The sequence below is a fragment of the Nocardioides turkmenicus genome (assembly GCF_011045035.1).
In the GTDB taxonomy this organism is placed as follows: domain Bacteria; phylum Actinomycetota; class Actinomycetes; order Propionibacteriales; family Nocardioidaceae; genus Nocardioides; species Nocardioides turkmenicus.
This window is the reverse complement of record NZ_JAALAA010000010.1, coordinates 33310-45831: the sequence shown is the minus strand read 5'-3', so window position 1 is coordinate 45831 and position 12522 is coordinate 33310. Positions and strand designations below refer to the sequence as shown.

Here is a 12522-nt window from a genome sequence, read left to right as displayed (position 1 = left end):
CTTGCTGAAATGGCAAATGGGAGATGGAGCACATGATCGACGAGCTCAAGCAGGTCGGACCGCGGATCCGGGCGATCCGGCACAGCAAGGGATGGACCCTGGAGCAGCTGGCCGCGAAGGCGGAGATGTCACCGAGCACGCTGTCCCGCCTCGAGTCGGGCAAGCGGCAGGCGAGCCTCGAGCTGCTGATCCCGCTGACCCGCCACCTCGGCGTCGGCCTCGACAGCCTGGTGACGCCGTCGGTGCCGGACCCGCGGGTCAGGCGCCCGGTGGAACGTCGCGACGGCATGGAGATCGCGCCGCTGACGCCCGAGGGGTCGCCGGTGAGCACCTTCAAGATCACCTACCAGCCGGTGACCGAGGTGCCGGAGCCGCGGGTGCACGACGGCTACGAGTGGCTCTACGTCATCTCCGGGAAGCTGCGGCTGCTGCTGGGCGATCGTGACCTGGTGCTGACCCGTGGTGAGGCGGCCGAGTTCGACACCCGGGTGCCGCACGCGATGTTCGCGACCGGATCCCGCCCGGCGCAGGTGCTGAGCATCTTCAACAGGGACGGCGTACGCATGCACACCCACACCGCGGAGGGGTGAGTCGCACTTCGATGTGGAGGACGGACGCCGACTGTGTAAGATGAGAATCGTTATCATTAACCACAGCGGGAGGTCCCCATGAAGCAAGGCATCCACCCCGTCTCCGGGCCGGTCGTCTTCCGCGACCGCTCGGCGGACAAGCTCTTCCTGATGCGGTCGACGCTCGTCGAGCGCCTCGCCGACGACCACGAGCGGGTCACCTGGGAGAACGGCGAGACCTACCCGGTCGTCGACGTCGACGTCTCCAGTGCCAGCCACCCGTTCTGGACCGGCCGCGGCCGCGTGGTCGACACCGAGGGACGGGTCGAGCGGTTCAAGCGCCGCTACGGGCGCGGCTGATGGGCACCCCTCGTCCGCGGTCCCCCCGCAACCTGTCCCGTCCGAAGGTGCCGGTGGTCCTGGTCAGCGGCGTCGAAGAGGGCGCGATGCTGTCGGCGACGATCTCGCTCCAGTTCGGCCTCCCCGACGCGGTCACGGTCCGCCACATCATCGACCCGGAGCGCCAGCTGCTCACCCGCGTCGTCAGCGACGTCACCGGGGTGATCGAGCACGAGGAGATCAACCTCGCCCACGCCTGCGTCGCCTGCGCGATCCGCGAGGACATCGTGCCGACGCTCGAGCGGCTCGCCGCCCAGGGTCGCTGGGGGAGCATCGTGGCCTGCCTGCCGGTCGCTGCTGAGGCGGTCCAGGTCTGCCGGGTGCTGGCGTGGGCGCCGCGGATGGCGCCGCACATCGGCATCTCCGCCGTCGTCGCGGCGCTCGAGGGCACGACGGTCGCCGAGGACCTGCTCGGTCCCGACCTCCTCGACGAGCGCGGTCTGGCCACCTCCGAGGACGACCGCCGCGGCGTCGCCGAGGTCGCCAGTGCGATCGTCGAGTACGCCGACCTCGTCTGCATCACCGAGACCCCCGAGCCCGAGGAGCAGTCGCTGGTGGCGACCCTCGCCCGCCCGCGTACGCCGGTGGTGACCGACCCCTCGCTCCTGGACGCCGCGGGCCTGGTCGCCGGTGTGCACCGCCACCACGCGGTGGAGGCCTGGGTCGCGGAGGTACGCCGCAACCCGCTGCCGCCCCTGCCCGCGGGCGGCGCGTGGCGGCTCGACCTGCGCTCCGAGCGCCCGATCCACCCGGTCCGGTTCCAGGAGGAGCTGGAGATCCTCGGCGGCGGTCCGCGTCGCTCCCGCGGCTGCTTCTGGGTGCCGACCCGGCCCGACGACATCTGCGTCTGGGACGGTGCCGGCGGCCAGGCGAGCGTCGGCTCGACCCAGAAGTGGGGCCGCACCGACCGGCTGACCCGGATCGTCGTGATCGGCATCGACGACGAGGCTGACGAGATCCCGCGCGCCTTCGAGCGCGCCCTGCTCACCGACCAGGAGATCGCCCAGCGCGGTCAGATCTGGGAGGAGTCCTGGGACGGGCTCGAGGACTGGCTCGGCCCCATCGGCCGCGCCGCCTGACCCGGACCGTCAACCACCACGAAGGAGGCCGCCATGGCCGTACCCAAGCGCAAGATGTCGCGCAGCAACACCCGCCACCGCCGGTCGAGCTGGAAGGCGACCCCGGTCGCGCTCGTCCCGGTCACCGTCGATGGCCAGACCTACGACGTGCCCCGCCGCCTGGTCCGAGCCGTCCAGCGCGGGCTGGTCGACCCTGCCAAGGCCCGCTGAACCGAATCCCCGAAAGGCTGACCCATGCCCAAGCGCCCGCCCACGCCTGTCCGCAAGCGCCGCAAGCCGCTGCTGGACCCGGGCGTGACCTACGTCGACTACAAGGACGTGCAGCTGCTGCGTACGTTCATCTCCGACCGCGGCAAGATCCGCTCGCGCCGCGTCACCGGACTCACCCCGCAGCAGCAGCGCGCCGTCACCAAGGCGATCAAGAACGCCCGCGAGCTCGCGCTGCTGCCCTACACGAGCACGAAGGGATAGCGCCCATGAAGGTCGTCAACTCCATCCGGTCGCTGAAGAACCAGCCCGGCTCCCAGGTCGTACGCCGCCGCGGCCGGATCTACGTGATCAACAAGCTGAACCCACGGCTGAAGGCCCGTCAGGGCTGATCAATCGCGCAGACGGCGCCGAGTCCCCGGAATCGGGGCTCGGCGCCGTCTGTGTGTCGGGAGCCAGGATCAATCGACTGCGGCGCGGAGCGCCGCGAGGGTCAGCGTTCCTCGCGGAACTCGACGTGGCGTCGCACCACCGGGTCGTACTTGCGCAGCACGAGCCGATCAGGAGTGTTTCGTCGGTTCTTCTTGGAGATGTACGTGTAGCCCGTGCCTGCGGTGGAACGAAGCTTGATCTTGGGGCGTACATCGGATGATCTGCTTGCCATATCTTCAGCTTACCGATAATGGGAACGAGTCTCAATGGTGGTCACGCCCTCCCCATCGTTAATCGGTTTGGTGATGAGAATTGTTCTCAATTAAGTTGTGGCCCTCCTGACTGGAAGGCACCAACGATGAACAACCGCCCCCACCTGCGTCGCGCTGCTGCGCTCGCTGCCGTCGCGCTCGCCGTGACTGCCTGTGGCTCGTCGCAGTCCGCCGACTCCGACACCCTCCGGATTGCCGGGCCGTTCGAGATCCACAGCCTCGAACCGTCCTCGGACGGCTACTTCTTCACCCGACTCCACGTCACCGAGACGCTGGTCACGGCCGATGTCGAAGGGAACCTCGTCCCGGGCCTGGCCACCACGTGGTCGGCCGACGAGGCGAACAAGGTCTGGACCTTCGAGCTCGCCGACGGGGTCGAGTTCCACGACGGCAAGCCGATGACGCCCGAGAACGTCGTCGCCGTGCTCGAGAAGATGGCCGCCGACGCCGCCAGTCCGCTCGCCGATGTCGGCGTCGAGACCATCCGTGCCGACGGGACCTCGGTGGTGATCGAGCTCAGCGAGCCGAACGTGTCCGTTCCCGCGACCCTGTCCCACTACAGCACCGGGATCCTGGCCCCGTCCTCCTACGACGCGGAGGGGAAGGTCGAGAAGATCGTCGGGACCGGTCCCTACGAGGTCGCGAAGGTGTCGCTTCCCTCCCGCATCGAGACCGTACGCGTCGCCGACTGGCGGGGCAAGGAGCCTGAGGTCGAGAAGGTCTCGTTCCAGGCGGTCGGTCGCGCCGAGAGCCGTGCGGTGATGGCCACCGGCGGCCAGGCGGACGTGGTCTTCGGGCTGGAGCCCGCCGGCCGCGAGCGCGTGGAGAGCACCGACGGCGTGGACATGGAGTCCGCCCTGCAGCCGCGCACGATCCTGATGAAGATGAACGCCGCGGATCCGGCCCTGAAGGACGTACGTGTCCGGCAGGCGATCAGCATGGCGCTCGACCGCGAGTCGATCGCCGAGGCGGTCCTGAGGGAGAAGGACATCGCCGCGACCCAGCTGCTGACCCCGACCCTGGCGGACTGGGACGCGGAGCTCGAGCCGCTGACGTACGACGCGGAGAAGGCGAAGGCGCTGCTGGCCGAGGCCGGGTGGAAGACCGGCGCCGACGGCACCGTCGCCAAGGACGGGAGGCCGCTCACGCTCGAGCTGCTGACCTACCCGGACCGACCGGAGCTGCCGGCGCTGGCCACCGCGATCCAGGCCGAGCTGAAGAAGGTCGGCGTGAAGGTCGACGTCGAGGTCACGAACTCCAGCGAGGTGCCGGCCAAGCACGGCGACGGCAGTCTGCAGATGGCACTTGTCGCCAAGTCCTTCGCGCTGATCTCCGACCCGCTGCCCACCGTGGCCGACACCTTCGCCAAGGGCGGCTCCGACTGGGGCACCATGGGATGGAGCGACCCTGCTGTCGACAAGGCCGTGGCTGCGCTGATGGCCGGAGCCGAGGGTGAGGAGGCGGCCGAGCACCGCCGGACGATCGTGACGAGCGCCCAGGAGCAGCTGCCGCTGGTCCCGGTCTCCTGGTATCGGATGAACGCCGCCGTCAGCGACCGCGTGGAAGGTTTCCAGATCGACGCGCTCGAGACCAGCTGGCGGATCACCGACATCGAGCTGGCCGAATGAGCCGCCTCGGTGGTGTGGTCGCCCGCCGGGCCGCTCAGGCACTGGCGGTGGCGATCGGCGTCTCGGCGCTCTGCTTCGTGATCACCCAGCGGCTGCCGGGCGGCATCGCCTACCGGATCGCCGCAGGTCGATACGGCTACGACATGGTCGACGCCGACGCTGCGGCGTCCGTCCGTGACGAGCTCGGGCTCGACCGGCCGCTGTGGCAGCAGCTGGGGGAGTGGGTGGTCGACCTGCTCCAGCTCGACCTGGGCAGGTCCCTGGTCACCTCTCAGCCCGTGATGACCGAGGTGAGCCACTACCTGGCCGCCACGCTCCAGTTGGCGCTGCTCTCGATCGTGATCGCGGTGATCGCTGGTGCCGGGATCGGCGTCGTCGCGGCCCGTCGGCCCGGTGGCTTCGCCGACCGGTTCTCGTCGCTGTGGGTGGCCGGCGTACGTGCCGTGCCGCCGTTCCTGCTCGGCCTGCTGCTGATGATCGTGCTCTCGGCCCAGCTGGGACTCTTCCCGGCGGTCGGGCACGGCGACGGCGGCATCGTCCTTCCGGCGCTGACCCTCGGGCTGAGCCTGTCCGGGCTCGTCGCGCGGGTGACCCGCGACGCCGTGATCGAGGTCCGGGGCTCGGCCTATGTGGAGTTCGCGCAGACCAAGGGGCTGCCCGAGAGATGGGTGCTGGTGCGCCACGTGCTGCGCAACGCGGCCGTGTCGCTGGTGCCGTACCTCGGCGTGCAGTTCGTCGTGCTCATCGAAGGAGTCGTGGTGGTGGAGAGCCTCTTCGCCTGGGACGGGCTTGGCCACTCGCTGGTGCATGCTGTCTTCTGGCGGGACATCCCCGTGCTGCAGGCATCGGCCCTCGTGCTGGCGCTGCTGATCGTGCTGGTGAACACGCTCGTCGATCTGGCCGTGCTGGGTCTCGACCCGCGGCCGCGGGGACGGGCGGTGGCGGCATGAGCATGTTGATGCTGGAGCAGACCGTGGGGGCTCGCCCTGGTCCGTCGTGGACGCGGGTCGCGTCGATGGCGGGGCTCGGGCTGATCATCGCGTTCGCGCTGATCGGGCCGCTGGTGCTTCCCGATCCGGCGGCGCAGGACCTGGCTCGCTATCTGCAGCCACCGTCGGTCGCCGACCCGCTGGGGACCGACGACTACGGCCGCAGTGTCGCCTCGCGCGTCGCCCACGCGACCCGCGTCTCCCTGCTGCTCGCGTCGGTCTGTGTCGCCACCGCGCTGGTGCTCGGCTGCGTCGCCGGCGTGCTGTCGGCGTGGTTCGGCGGCTGGGTCGACGCGGCGCTCCGCTCGATCTCGGAGGCCTTCGTCGCCATCCCGGCCCTGCTCGTGGTGCTCCTGGTCTCGGCCCTGGCTGCGCCCGGGTCGATGGTCGCCCTCTACGTCGGCCTCGCGCTCGTGCAGTGGGTGGAGTTCTTTCGGGTGGTGCGCGCTCGCAGCGCCCTGGTGCTCGGCTCGTCGGCCGTGGAGGCTGCCGGACTGCTGCAGCTCGGCTGGCTCCATGTCGTACGCCGCCACCTCTGGCCGGCGCTCCGGCCGCTCCTGGTGACCTTGTCCTCGTTGGGCATGGTCACCTCGATCCTGGCGATGTCGACGCTCGGCTTCGTGAAGGTCGGGCTGCAACCGCCGCGTGCAGAGCTTGGACTGATGATCACCGAGTCGTTCCCGTTCTACGACGCGGCACCGTGGATGCCGTTGGCGCCGGTCGCGGTGTTGTTCTGCCTGACCATCTGCCTGCTCGGGCTGCGATCGCATGAGGAGGGGCGATGAACCTGAAAGCCACCGGAGTGGTCGTACGCACCGGGTCGCTCGTCCTGGCTGACGTGCCCGACGTCCACATCGAGGCCGGCAAGCCGCTCTCGATCGTCGGGGAGAGCGGGTCGGGGAAGTCGATCCTGGCCCATGCCCTGATGGGTACGCTGCCGCCCGAGCTGTCCGCGGTCGGCTCCCTGGCGGTCGGCGACGCCGCCTTCGACCTGGCCGAGCGGGACTCGCGGCGCAGGCTGTGGGGCCGCGAGGTCGCCCTTCTTCCGCAGGAGCCGGCGCTCGCGCTCGACCCGACGATGCGGGTGCGGGCTCAGGTCGCCGAGGGCGTCGCCGGCTGGACGCCGCGAAGCAGGGCCGCGCTCGAGGCAGCCGACACGCGGCTCGGCCAGGTGGGTCTGGCCGGGGCCAGCTCGTCCTATCCGCACACCCTCTCGGGCGGGATGGCCCAGCGGGTGGCGTACGCCGCGGCCACCGTCGGTGGCGCGAAGGTGCTGATCCTGGACGAGCCGTCCAAGGGTCTCGACCGGGCATCGGTCGACCAGCTCGCCGACCTCCTCCTCGGCCACCTCGACGAGGGCGGGCTGCTGCTCACGATCACCCACGACCTGCGGCTGGCCCGCCGGCTCGGAGGCGAGGTGATGGTCATGCGAGAAGCCGCGGTGGTCGAGTCGGGTCCGGCCGAGGTCGTGCTCACCTCGCCGGCGGAGGACTACACCAAGCGCCTGCTCGCTGCCGAGCCGGTGCACTGGAGACACCCGTGGATGCGGACCGGTGCCCCGGACGACGGCGACGTGCTCGTCCGTGCCGAGGCGATCACGAAGTCCTACGCCCACAAGGTGGTCTTCGACGGCGTCGACATCGAGATCCGTGCCGGTGAGCGGGTCGCCATCACCGGGCCCAGCGGTGCCGGCAAGACGACGCTCGGCAACGCGCTGCTCGGGCTGACCGAGGTCGACAGCGGATCGGTGACGTACGGCCGGGGCGCGGGGAAGGGCCGGATGCAGAAGCTCTACCAGGACCCGGCGCTGTCGTTCCCGCAACGGGTCAGCTTGGAGAAGGCGATGGGCGACGTGATGCGACGCCACGGCATCGATGCGTCGCAGGTCGAGGCGATGCTGGAGCGGCTCGGACTGCCGTACGAGATCCTGAGGCGTCGTCCCGGGCAGGTCTCGGGCGGTGAGCTGCAGCGGATCGCGGTCGTCCGCGCGATGCTGCCGAAGCCGTCGCTGGTCTTCGCGGACGAGGCGACATCACGTCTCGACCTGGTCACCCAGGAGCAGACCGTCGACGCGCTCATGAGCGAGGTGTCCGAATCGGGGGCCGCACTGCTCGTGGTCACCCATGACGTCGACCTCTCGGCGGCACTCGCCGACCGCGAGGTGGCGCTGTAGACGCACCACGAGACAGACGAAGGGCCGGGTCGTGACGACCCGGCCCTTCGTGCGTGTCCAGGGGACTCAGCCCTTGGCGACCCGCTCCTTGAAGGCGGAGCCGGCCTTGAACGCCGGGCCCTTCGAGGCCGGGATCTTGATCTCGGCGCCGGTCTGCGGGTTGCGGCCGGTGCGAGCCGAGCGCTCGCGCGACTCGAACGTACCGAAGCCGGGCAGCGTGACCTTGTCGCCGGCAGCGACGGCCGCGCTGATCGCCTCGATGGCGGCACCCAGGGCGGCGGAGGCCTGCGTCTGGGTGATCTCCGCCTGCTTGGCGATTTCGCTCACCAGGTCGGTGCGGTTCATGCGATCTCCTTTAATCGTTGATCCGAGCCGCAAAGGTAGACGAGATGCGGCTCGTCGCCAGCGTAGGCCAGAGGTGGGGATCTTCAACGTTCACGCGCCGCGTGTCCCGCGTGGTTACGCGGTCTGCGGGGGTTTGTGGGCGTTTCGTAGACCTCCGGCGCCGCGATGTCGACGACCCGGTCCATCCCGGCGAGGGTCTGGTGGCGATGGGAGACCACCAGCAGCGTGGCCGGAAGGGTGCCGAGAAGGTCGGTCACCTGCCTGGCGGAGGCCTCGTCGAGGTCGGCGGTCGGCTCGTCCAGGATCAGGATCCGTGGGCGCCGCAGGACCGCCTGGGCGAGCCGCAGACGGGCCCGCTGCCCGCCGCTGAGGCTGAGGCCGCCCTCGCCGATGTGGCTGTCGGGGGTGACCGCGTCCGCGAGGCCGAGCCGGGTGAGGATCTCCTCGATCTCGGCGTCGGTCGTCGACGGGCCGGCGATCGCCTCGCGTACGGTGCCGGAGAAGAGCGCGCCGTCCTGCTCGACCGTGGTGAGCGTAGCCCGCAGGGCGGCGTCGTCGACCGCCGAGATCGCGACCTCGGCACGCGTCGAGCTGGTGAGCTCGACCGACCCGGTGTCGGGGTCCCAGAGCCGGCTGGCGAGCGACACCACGGTCGACTTGCCCGCCCCCGAAGGGCCGCGGAGGCCGACGTGCTCCCCGGGGGCGATGCTCAGGTCGAAGCCGTCGAGCACGCGCCGCTCGTCATACCCGAAACCCACCCCGTGCATCCGCAGGCCGAGCGGCCCGTCGGGCAGGGGCGCCGGCGGAGTGTCGCGGGTGAGCACCGCGGGACGGGCGAGCTCGTCGCCGACCCGGGTGGCCGCCGCACGCAGGGCGGGCAGCCGGGCGCAGGTGGCGGCGGCGTCGGCGACCGGTGCGACGGTCGCGAGCGCGAGGACGACCAGGGTGGCGACGTGCTCGGCGGGGACGCCGCGGCCGAGTACGCCGACCAGCACGCCCACGCCCGCGAGGGTCACCGCCGCCTCACGGGCTCCGGCGAGCACGCGATGGGTGGTCTCCAGCCTGCCTGCTGCCCGGGCGGCCCCGGCGCCGGTCTCCCTGATCTGGTGGCGGACCGGCTCGTGCAGGCCGTAGCCCAGCACCTCGCGGAGGCCGCCGAGCACGTCGACGACGCGGTCGGACAGGGCGCCGGTGGCCTCGACCATCTCCGCCCCGAGGGCCTCCAGGCGGCGCCGGCCCAGCGGGACGGTCGAGAGGACGAGCGCGAGAGCGGTGAGCGTCACCAGGGCGAGCACCGGTTCCACCACGGCGAGCAGGACCAGTCCGAGGAGCGCGTTGACCGCCGCGGCGACCAGCTGGGCGACGGTGTGGGCGTAGAAGAACTCCAGCCGCTCGGTGTCGGCCATCGCGGTGGATGCGGCCCGGCCGGTGTTCTCGCGGCGCCTGGTCGGCAGCGCGACCGCGTAGCGGTCGAAGAGCGCCATCCGGAGTCGCGCGAGCACCCGGAACGCCAGCGCGTGGGAGGCGTCCATCTCGCCCCATGTCAGCACGGCCCGGACGATCACGAGGCCGGCCGACAGCACCCAGAACCAACCCGGAGGCGCGCTACGGAGCACGACGGCGTGGCCGACGGCCGCGGCGAGCAGCACCGAGATGGCTCCCAGGCACACCTGGCTGACGACCACGAGGAGGATGGTGGCGACGATGGCGCGGCGCTCGCCGCCCAGGTGGCCGAGCAGAGCGGTGAGGGGGCGCGCGGAGGCTGTCGAGGTGGTCATACGTGGCTCCCGTCGAGCAGTGGGGTCAGTCGACCGCGGGCGAGCTCGAGAACGCGCTCGACGCCGTCGAGCGACTCCTCGCGGTGGGCGACGACGACCACGATCCGGTCGGTGGCGAGCCTGGCGAGCGTCTCGGTGACGGTCTGTGCGGCGGCTGGGTCGAGAGCGCTGGTCGGTTCGTCGGCGAGCAGGACGGGCCGGTCGGAGAGGACCGCCCGGGCCAGCGCGATCCGCTGGCGCTGACCGCCGGACAGGCTCGCGCCGGCGCTGGCGATCGGCGTGTCGAGGCCGGCGGGGAGACTGCGTACCTCCTGCTCGATGCCGGCCGCCGTGCACGCCCGCCACAGGTCTGCCTCGCTCGCGTCGGGGCGGGAGACGCGCAGGTTCTCGCGGACGGTGCCCTCGAAGAGCACCGGGCGCTGCGAGACCACGGCGACCTCGGACGTACGCACCGGCCGACCGCCGAGCAGAACCCGGCCGCTGGTGGGGGAGAGGTGGGTGAGGACCAGGTCGAGAAGCGTGGTCTTCCCGGCCCCGCTCGGGCCGACGACGGCGGTGACCGCGCCGGGCTCGAAGGTCGCCCGGACGCCGTCGAGGATCGCCGGCCCGCCGGGGTAGGCGAAGGAGACGTCGTCGAGGACGAGGGCACCGGCCGGGGTCGCGTCCCGGTCGTCGGCGGCAGGGGTACCCGTCACTGCGCCCGCCCCGCCGACGCCGAGCCGTCGCAGCGCCGGGACGGCGGAGGTCCCGAGATAGCCGGCGTGCCAAGCGCCGGAGAGGTCCCGGATGGGCCGGAAGACCTCGCTCACCAGCATCAGCGCCAGGTAGAGCTCGGCCGGTGGCACCCCGGAGCCGGTCACGCTCGCCACCAGTGCGAGCCCGGCGGCCGCGAGCGTGCCTCCCTGGACGGCGAGGTCGATGAGCGCGGTGTCGAGCAGCGACGTACGCATCGCCCGCACCGTCGCCCGGTGCAGGTCCTCGCTCCGCCGGGCCAGCCGGGCACGGGTCTGGTCGACCCGCCCGAGGAGGCGCAGCGTCGACATCCCGCGGAGCGCCTCGAGCAGGTCCGACCCCAGGCCCTCATAGGTGTCCCAGTGCTCGTCCGAGCGTCGACGCATGAGCCGCTTCCACAGCAGCGGAGCCGTCAGCGCCGCGACTGCCGCCAGCCCGGCCGCCAGGCCGGCGGGCGGGTGGACGACGACCAGCAGAACGGTCACGACCGGGATCAGCAGGAACGCCTGGGCGAGCGCGGGCAGGTAGCGGGTGACGTACGCGTCGACCCCGTCGACCCCGTCGACGAGCGCCGTCCGGAGACCACCGTCGCGACGGCCAGGGTCGTGCAGGGCCTCCGGCACCAGGACGCCGCGCAGCGCCTCGTCCCGCACCCCGAGGCGTACGTCCTCTCCCAGTCGTGCCGCGGCCCGGGCATGCGCCCACGACAGCAGCCAGCGTGCGGCCACGATCGCGGCGATCCACAGCGCTGCCGTCACCGCGCGGTCGCCGTCGCCGGCGACCACCGCGAAGAGTCCCTGGGCCAGGGCATAGGCCTGCGGGAGGTAGGTGGCGGTCACCAGGACCTGCAGCCCGACCGTCGTCGTGGCAGGGCCGGGATGTCGCAGCGCGGTGCGCAGGAGCAGGGTGTCGACCATCATGCGGAAGCTCCGTTCTCGAGGATGGCGATGGCATGGACCAGCGGCGGGGCGCCCGCCGACGGGACGCAGAACCCGGAGACGGGGCGGACGCCGTGGCCTCGGGCGTTCAGGGAGTAGGTGTGCCGGGCGGCCTCGCGATGCACCTGCCACAGCCGGGCGTAGCCGGTGGCGTCGAGACGTAGGGGGCGGTCCCAGGCGATCACGCGATCGGCGCCGAGCACCCACGACTGGCCGCTCTGCCGGGCCACCTCGGCGACCTCCGCGTCCGCGCGGCCACGAGCACGGTGCTCCTGGAAGCGGTCCAGCGCCGGACTGCGGCGCGAGCAGATCGCCGCGGCGGCGATCTCGTCGAGCCGAGGGGCCAGGGGCAAGCTGATCCGGGCCATGGCGATCTCGGGGACCAGGCCACGGTCGAGCCACCAGACCGCCTGTCCCGCTCGAGGCAGGCCGAGGGCATGTCGGGCGGCGGCGAGGTCCGACCAGTCTCTGGGCAGGTGGGCGCCGGGGAGAAGCAGGAGCAGCGCCTCGAGCGCGTACGCCGCGTCCGCGACCCACAGCGGCCAGGACCGGTGCCGGTAGCGACCGAAGGTGCGTCCAGGCTGGACCGTGAGGACGATCTCGACGTCGTCGCGCCCCGAGCCGGCTGATCCCGGAGGCTCGGGTCGGCGCACGAGCCGCTCGGCCACCGGATGGTAGACGTAGCGCCCCGGGCCGAGGTGCGCCCCGCGCCCAGGAGGCACCACCAGGTGCCACTGCACGGGGTAGCAGCCGCCAGCCGAGGGGACGGCACGGCGCGGGACCGTCGTCGGCGTCCCGTCGGGGCGTGGATGGTGACCTCGCGCCCGCCACAGCCGGTGGACCGCCGTCGCCGCCGCGCCGCCGATCTCGACGGGCTCGCCGGGCCAGCGGTTCGCGTGCGGGCCCGGAGGCAGCGGATCGCCCGGAAGGTCGGGGGAGAAGGCGGTCTCCAGGAGAGCCGTGGTGGAGGTCACGGTCGAG

Annotated in this window: 15 protein-coding genes; 10 read left to right on the top strand and 5 right to left on the bottom strand. The window is 71.8% G+C overall.

Going from position 1 to position 12522, the window contains the following annotated elements:
* The first annotated feature begins 32 nt into the window (after nucleotides 1-32).
* The 6 genes from G5C66_RS13315 (at nucleotide 33) to ykgO (ending at nucleotide 2646) form a co-directional block, all read left to right on the top strand.
* Nucleotides 33-590 carry a helix-turn-helix domain-containing protein gene (locus G5C66_RS13315; protein WP_165111452.1) on the top strand — a complete coding sequence of 186 codons (558 nt, stop codon included), beginning with the start codon at nucleotides 33-35 and terminating at the stop codon, nucleotides 588-590.
* A 78-nt stretch (nucleotides 591-668) separates the two neighbouring features.
* Nucleotides 669-929: a type B 50S ribosomal protein L31 gene (locus tag G5C66_RS13310; protein WP_045547218.1), complete on the top strand. Its 261-nt coding sequence runs from the start codon at nucleotides 669-671 to the stop codon at nucleotides 927-929.
* Nucleotides 929-2047 carry a CobW family GTP-binding protein gene (locus tag G5C66_RS13305; protein ID WP_165111451.1) on the top strand — a complete coding sequence of 373 codons (1119 nt, stop codon included), beginning with the start codon at nucleotides 929-931 and terminating at the stop codon, nucleotides 2045-2047. Before G5C66_RS13310 ends, G5C66_RS13305 begins: the two co-directional genes overlap by 1 nt.
* Before the next feature lie 33 nt (nucleotides 2048-2080).
* Complete coding sequence (rpmF, locus tag G5C66_RS13300; protein ID WP_165111450.1) at nucleotides 2081-2257, top strand: 50S ribosomal protein L32; 177 nt, start codon at nucleotides 2081-2083, stop codon at nucleotides 2255-2257.
* A 24-nt stretch (nucleotides 2258-2281) separates the two neighbouring features.
* Nucleotides 2282-2518, top strand: a complete 237-nt coding sequence (rpsR, locus tag G5C66_RS13295) for a 30S ribosomal protein S18 (protein WP_165111449.1) — start codon at nucleotides 2282-2284, stop codon at nucleotides 2516-2518.
* Nucleotides 2519-2523: 5 nt separating this feature from the next.
* Nucleotides 2524-2646 (top strand): type B 50S ribosomal protein L36, encoded by a 123-nt coding sequence (gene ykgO, locus G5C66_RS13290; RefSeq protein WP_165111448.1) that lies wholly within the window; start codon nucleotides 2524-2526, stop codon nucleotides 2644-2646.
* 101 nt (nucleotides 2647-2747) lie between these two features.
* Here the strand turns inward: ykgO and rpmG are convergent, their stop codons facing one another.
* Complete coding sequence (gene rpmG, locus G5C66_RS13285; RefSeq protein ID WP_165111447.1) at nucleotides 2748-2918, bottom strand: 50S ribosomal protein L33; 171 nt, start codon at nucleotides 2916-2918, stop codon at nucleotides 2748-2750.
* A 126-nt stretch (nucleotides 2919-3044) separates the two neighbouring features.
* Between rpmG and G5C66_RS13280 the strand changes: the two genes are divergently transcribed.
* Genes G5C66_RS13280 through G5C66_RS13265 form a run of 4 tightly spaced genes read left to right on the top strand, consistent with a single transcriptional unit; the run spans nucleotide 3045 to nucleotide 7748 of the window.
* Nucleotides 3045-4586, top strand: a complete 1542-nt coding sequence (locus tag G5C66_RS13280; RefSeq protein ID WP_165111446.1) for an ABC transporter substrate-binding protein — start codon at nucleotides 3045-3047, stop codon at nucleotides 4584-4586.
* Nucleotides 4583-5536, top strand: coding sequence for an ABC transporter permease (locus G5C66_RS13275; RefSeq protein WP_165111445.1), 954 nt, complete (start codon nucleotides 4583-4585; stop codon nucleotides 5534-5536). Before G5C66_RS13280 ends, G5C66_RS13275 begins: the two co-directional genes overlap by 4 nt.
* Complete coding sequence (locus G5C66_RS13270) at nucleotides 5533-6360, top strand: ABC transporter permease (RefSeq protein WP_206444077.1); 828 nt, start codon at nucleotides 5533-5535, stop codon at nucleotides 6358-6360. Before G5C66_RS13275 ends, G5C66_RS13270 begins: the two co-directional genes overlap by 4 nt.
* Nucleotides 6357-7748 (top strand): ABC transporter ATP-binding protein, encoded by a 1392-nt coding sequence (locus G5C66_RS13265; RefSeq protein WP_165111444.1) that lies wholly within the window; start codon nucleotides 6357-6359, stop codon nucleotides 7746-7748. Before G5C66_RS13270 ends, G5C66_RS13265 begins: the two co-directional genes overlap by 4 nt.
* A 66-nt stretch (nucleotides 7749-7814) precedes the next feature.
* On the opposite strand, the gene G5C66_RS13260 is transcribed toward G5C66_RS13265, so the two are convergent.
* The 4 genes from G5C66_RS13260 to G5C66_RS13245 form a co-directional block, all read right to left on the bottom strand.
* Entirely contained in the window at nucleotides 7815-8093 is a 279-nt protein-coding gene (locus G5C66_RS13260; RefSeq protein WP_165111443.1) for an HU family DNA-binding protein, read from the bottom strand.
* 83 nt (nucleotides 8094-8176) lie between these two features.
* A complete protein-coding gene (locus tag G5C66_RS13255) occupies nucleotides 8177-9871 on the bottom strand; it encodes an ATP-binding cassette domain-containing protein (protein WP_165111442.1) in 1695 nt (564 codons plus the stop codon).
* Nucleotides 9868-11523, bottom strand: coding sequence for an ABC transporter ATP-binding protein/permease (locus G5C66_RS13250; RefSeq protein ID WP_165111441.1), 1656 nt, complete (start codon nucleotides 11521-11523; stop codon nucleotides 9868-9870). Before G5C66_RS13250 ends, G5C66_RS13255 begins: the two co-directional genes overlap by 4 nt.
* Nucleotides 11520-12515 (bottom strand): nitroreductase family protein, encoded by a 996-nt coding sequence (locus G5C66_RS13245; protein WP_165111440.1) that lies wholly within the window; start codon nucleotides 12513-12515, stop codon nucleotides 11520-11522. Before G5C66_RS13245 ends, G5C66_RS13250 begins: the two co-directional genes overlap by 4 nt.
* Between the last annotated feature and the right edge of the window lie 7 nt (nucleotides 12516-12522).

What these genes read in the sequence shown, in the direction of transcription:
- G5C66_RS13255 (WP_165111442.1), bottom strand. Translation starts at nt 9,871, where the DNA reads ATGACCACCTCGACAGCCTCCGCGCGCCCCCTCACCGCTCTGCTCGGC.
- G5C66_RS13315 (WP_165111452.1), top strand. Translation starts at nt 33, where the DNA reads ATGATCGACGAGCTCAAGCAGGTCGGACCGCGGATCCGGGCGATCCGG.
- G5C66_RS13280 (WP_165111446.1), top strand. Translation starts at nt 3,045, where the DNA reads ATGAACAACCGCCCCCACCTGCGTCGCGCTGCTGCGCTCGCTGCCGTC.
- ykgO (WP_165111448.1), top strand. Translation starts at nt 2,524, where the DNA reads ATGAAGGTCGTCAACTCCATCCGGTCGCTGAAGAACCAGCCCGGCTCC.
- rpsR (WP_165111449.1), top strand. Translation starts at nt 2,282, where the DNA reads ATGCCCAAGCGCCCGCCCACGCCTGTCCGCAAGCGCCGCAAGCCGCTG.
- G5C66_RS13310 (WP_045547218.1), top strand. Translation starts at nt 669, where the DNA reads ATGAAGCAAGGCATCCACCCCGTCTCCGGGCCGGTCGTCTTCCGCGAC.
- rpmG (WP_165111447.1), bottom strand. Translation starts at nt 2,918, where the DNA reads ATGGCAAGCAGATCATCCGATGTACGCCCCAAGATCAAGCTTCGTTCC.
- G5C66_RS13270 (WP_206444077.1), top strand. Translation starts at nt 5,533, where the DNA reads ATGAGCATGTTGATGCTGGAGCAGACCGTGGGGGCTCGCCCTGGTCCG.
- G5C66_RS13305 (WP_165111451.1), top strand. Translation starts at nt 929, where the DNA reads ATGGGCACCCCTCGTCCGCGGTCCCCCCGCAACCTGTCCCGTCCGAAG.
- G5C66_RS13265 (WP_165111444.1), top strand. Translation starts at nt 6,357, where the DNA reads ATGAACCTGAAAGCCACCGGAGTGGTCGTACGCACCGGGTCGCTCGTC.
- rpmF (WP_165111450.1), top strand. Translation starts at nt 2,081, where the DNA reads ATGGCCGTACCCAAGCGCAAGATGTCGCGCAGCAACACCCGCCACCGC.
- G5C66_RS13275 (WP_165111445.1), top strand. Translation starts at nt 4,583, where the DNA reads ATGAGCCGCCTCGGTGGTGTGGTCGCCCGCCGGGCCGCTCAGGCACTG.
- G5C66_RS13250 (WP_165111441.1), bottom strand. Translation starts at nt 11,523, where the DNA reads ATGATGGTCGACACCCTGCTCCTGCGCACCGCGCTGCGACATCCCGGC.
- G5C66_RS13260 (WP_165111443.1), bottom strand. Translation starts at nt 8,093, where the DNA reads ATGAACCGCACCGACCTGGTGAGCGAAATCGCCAAGCAGGCGGAGATC.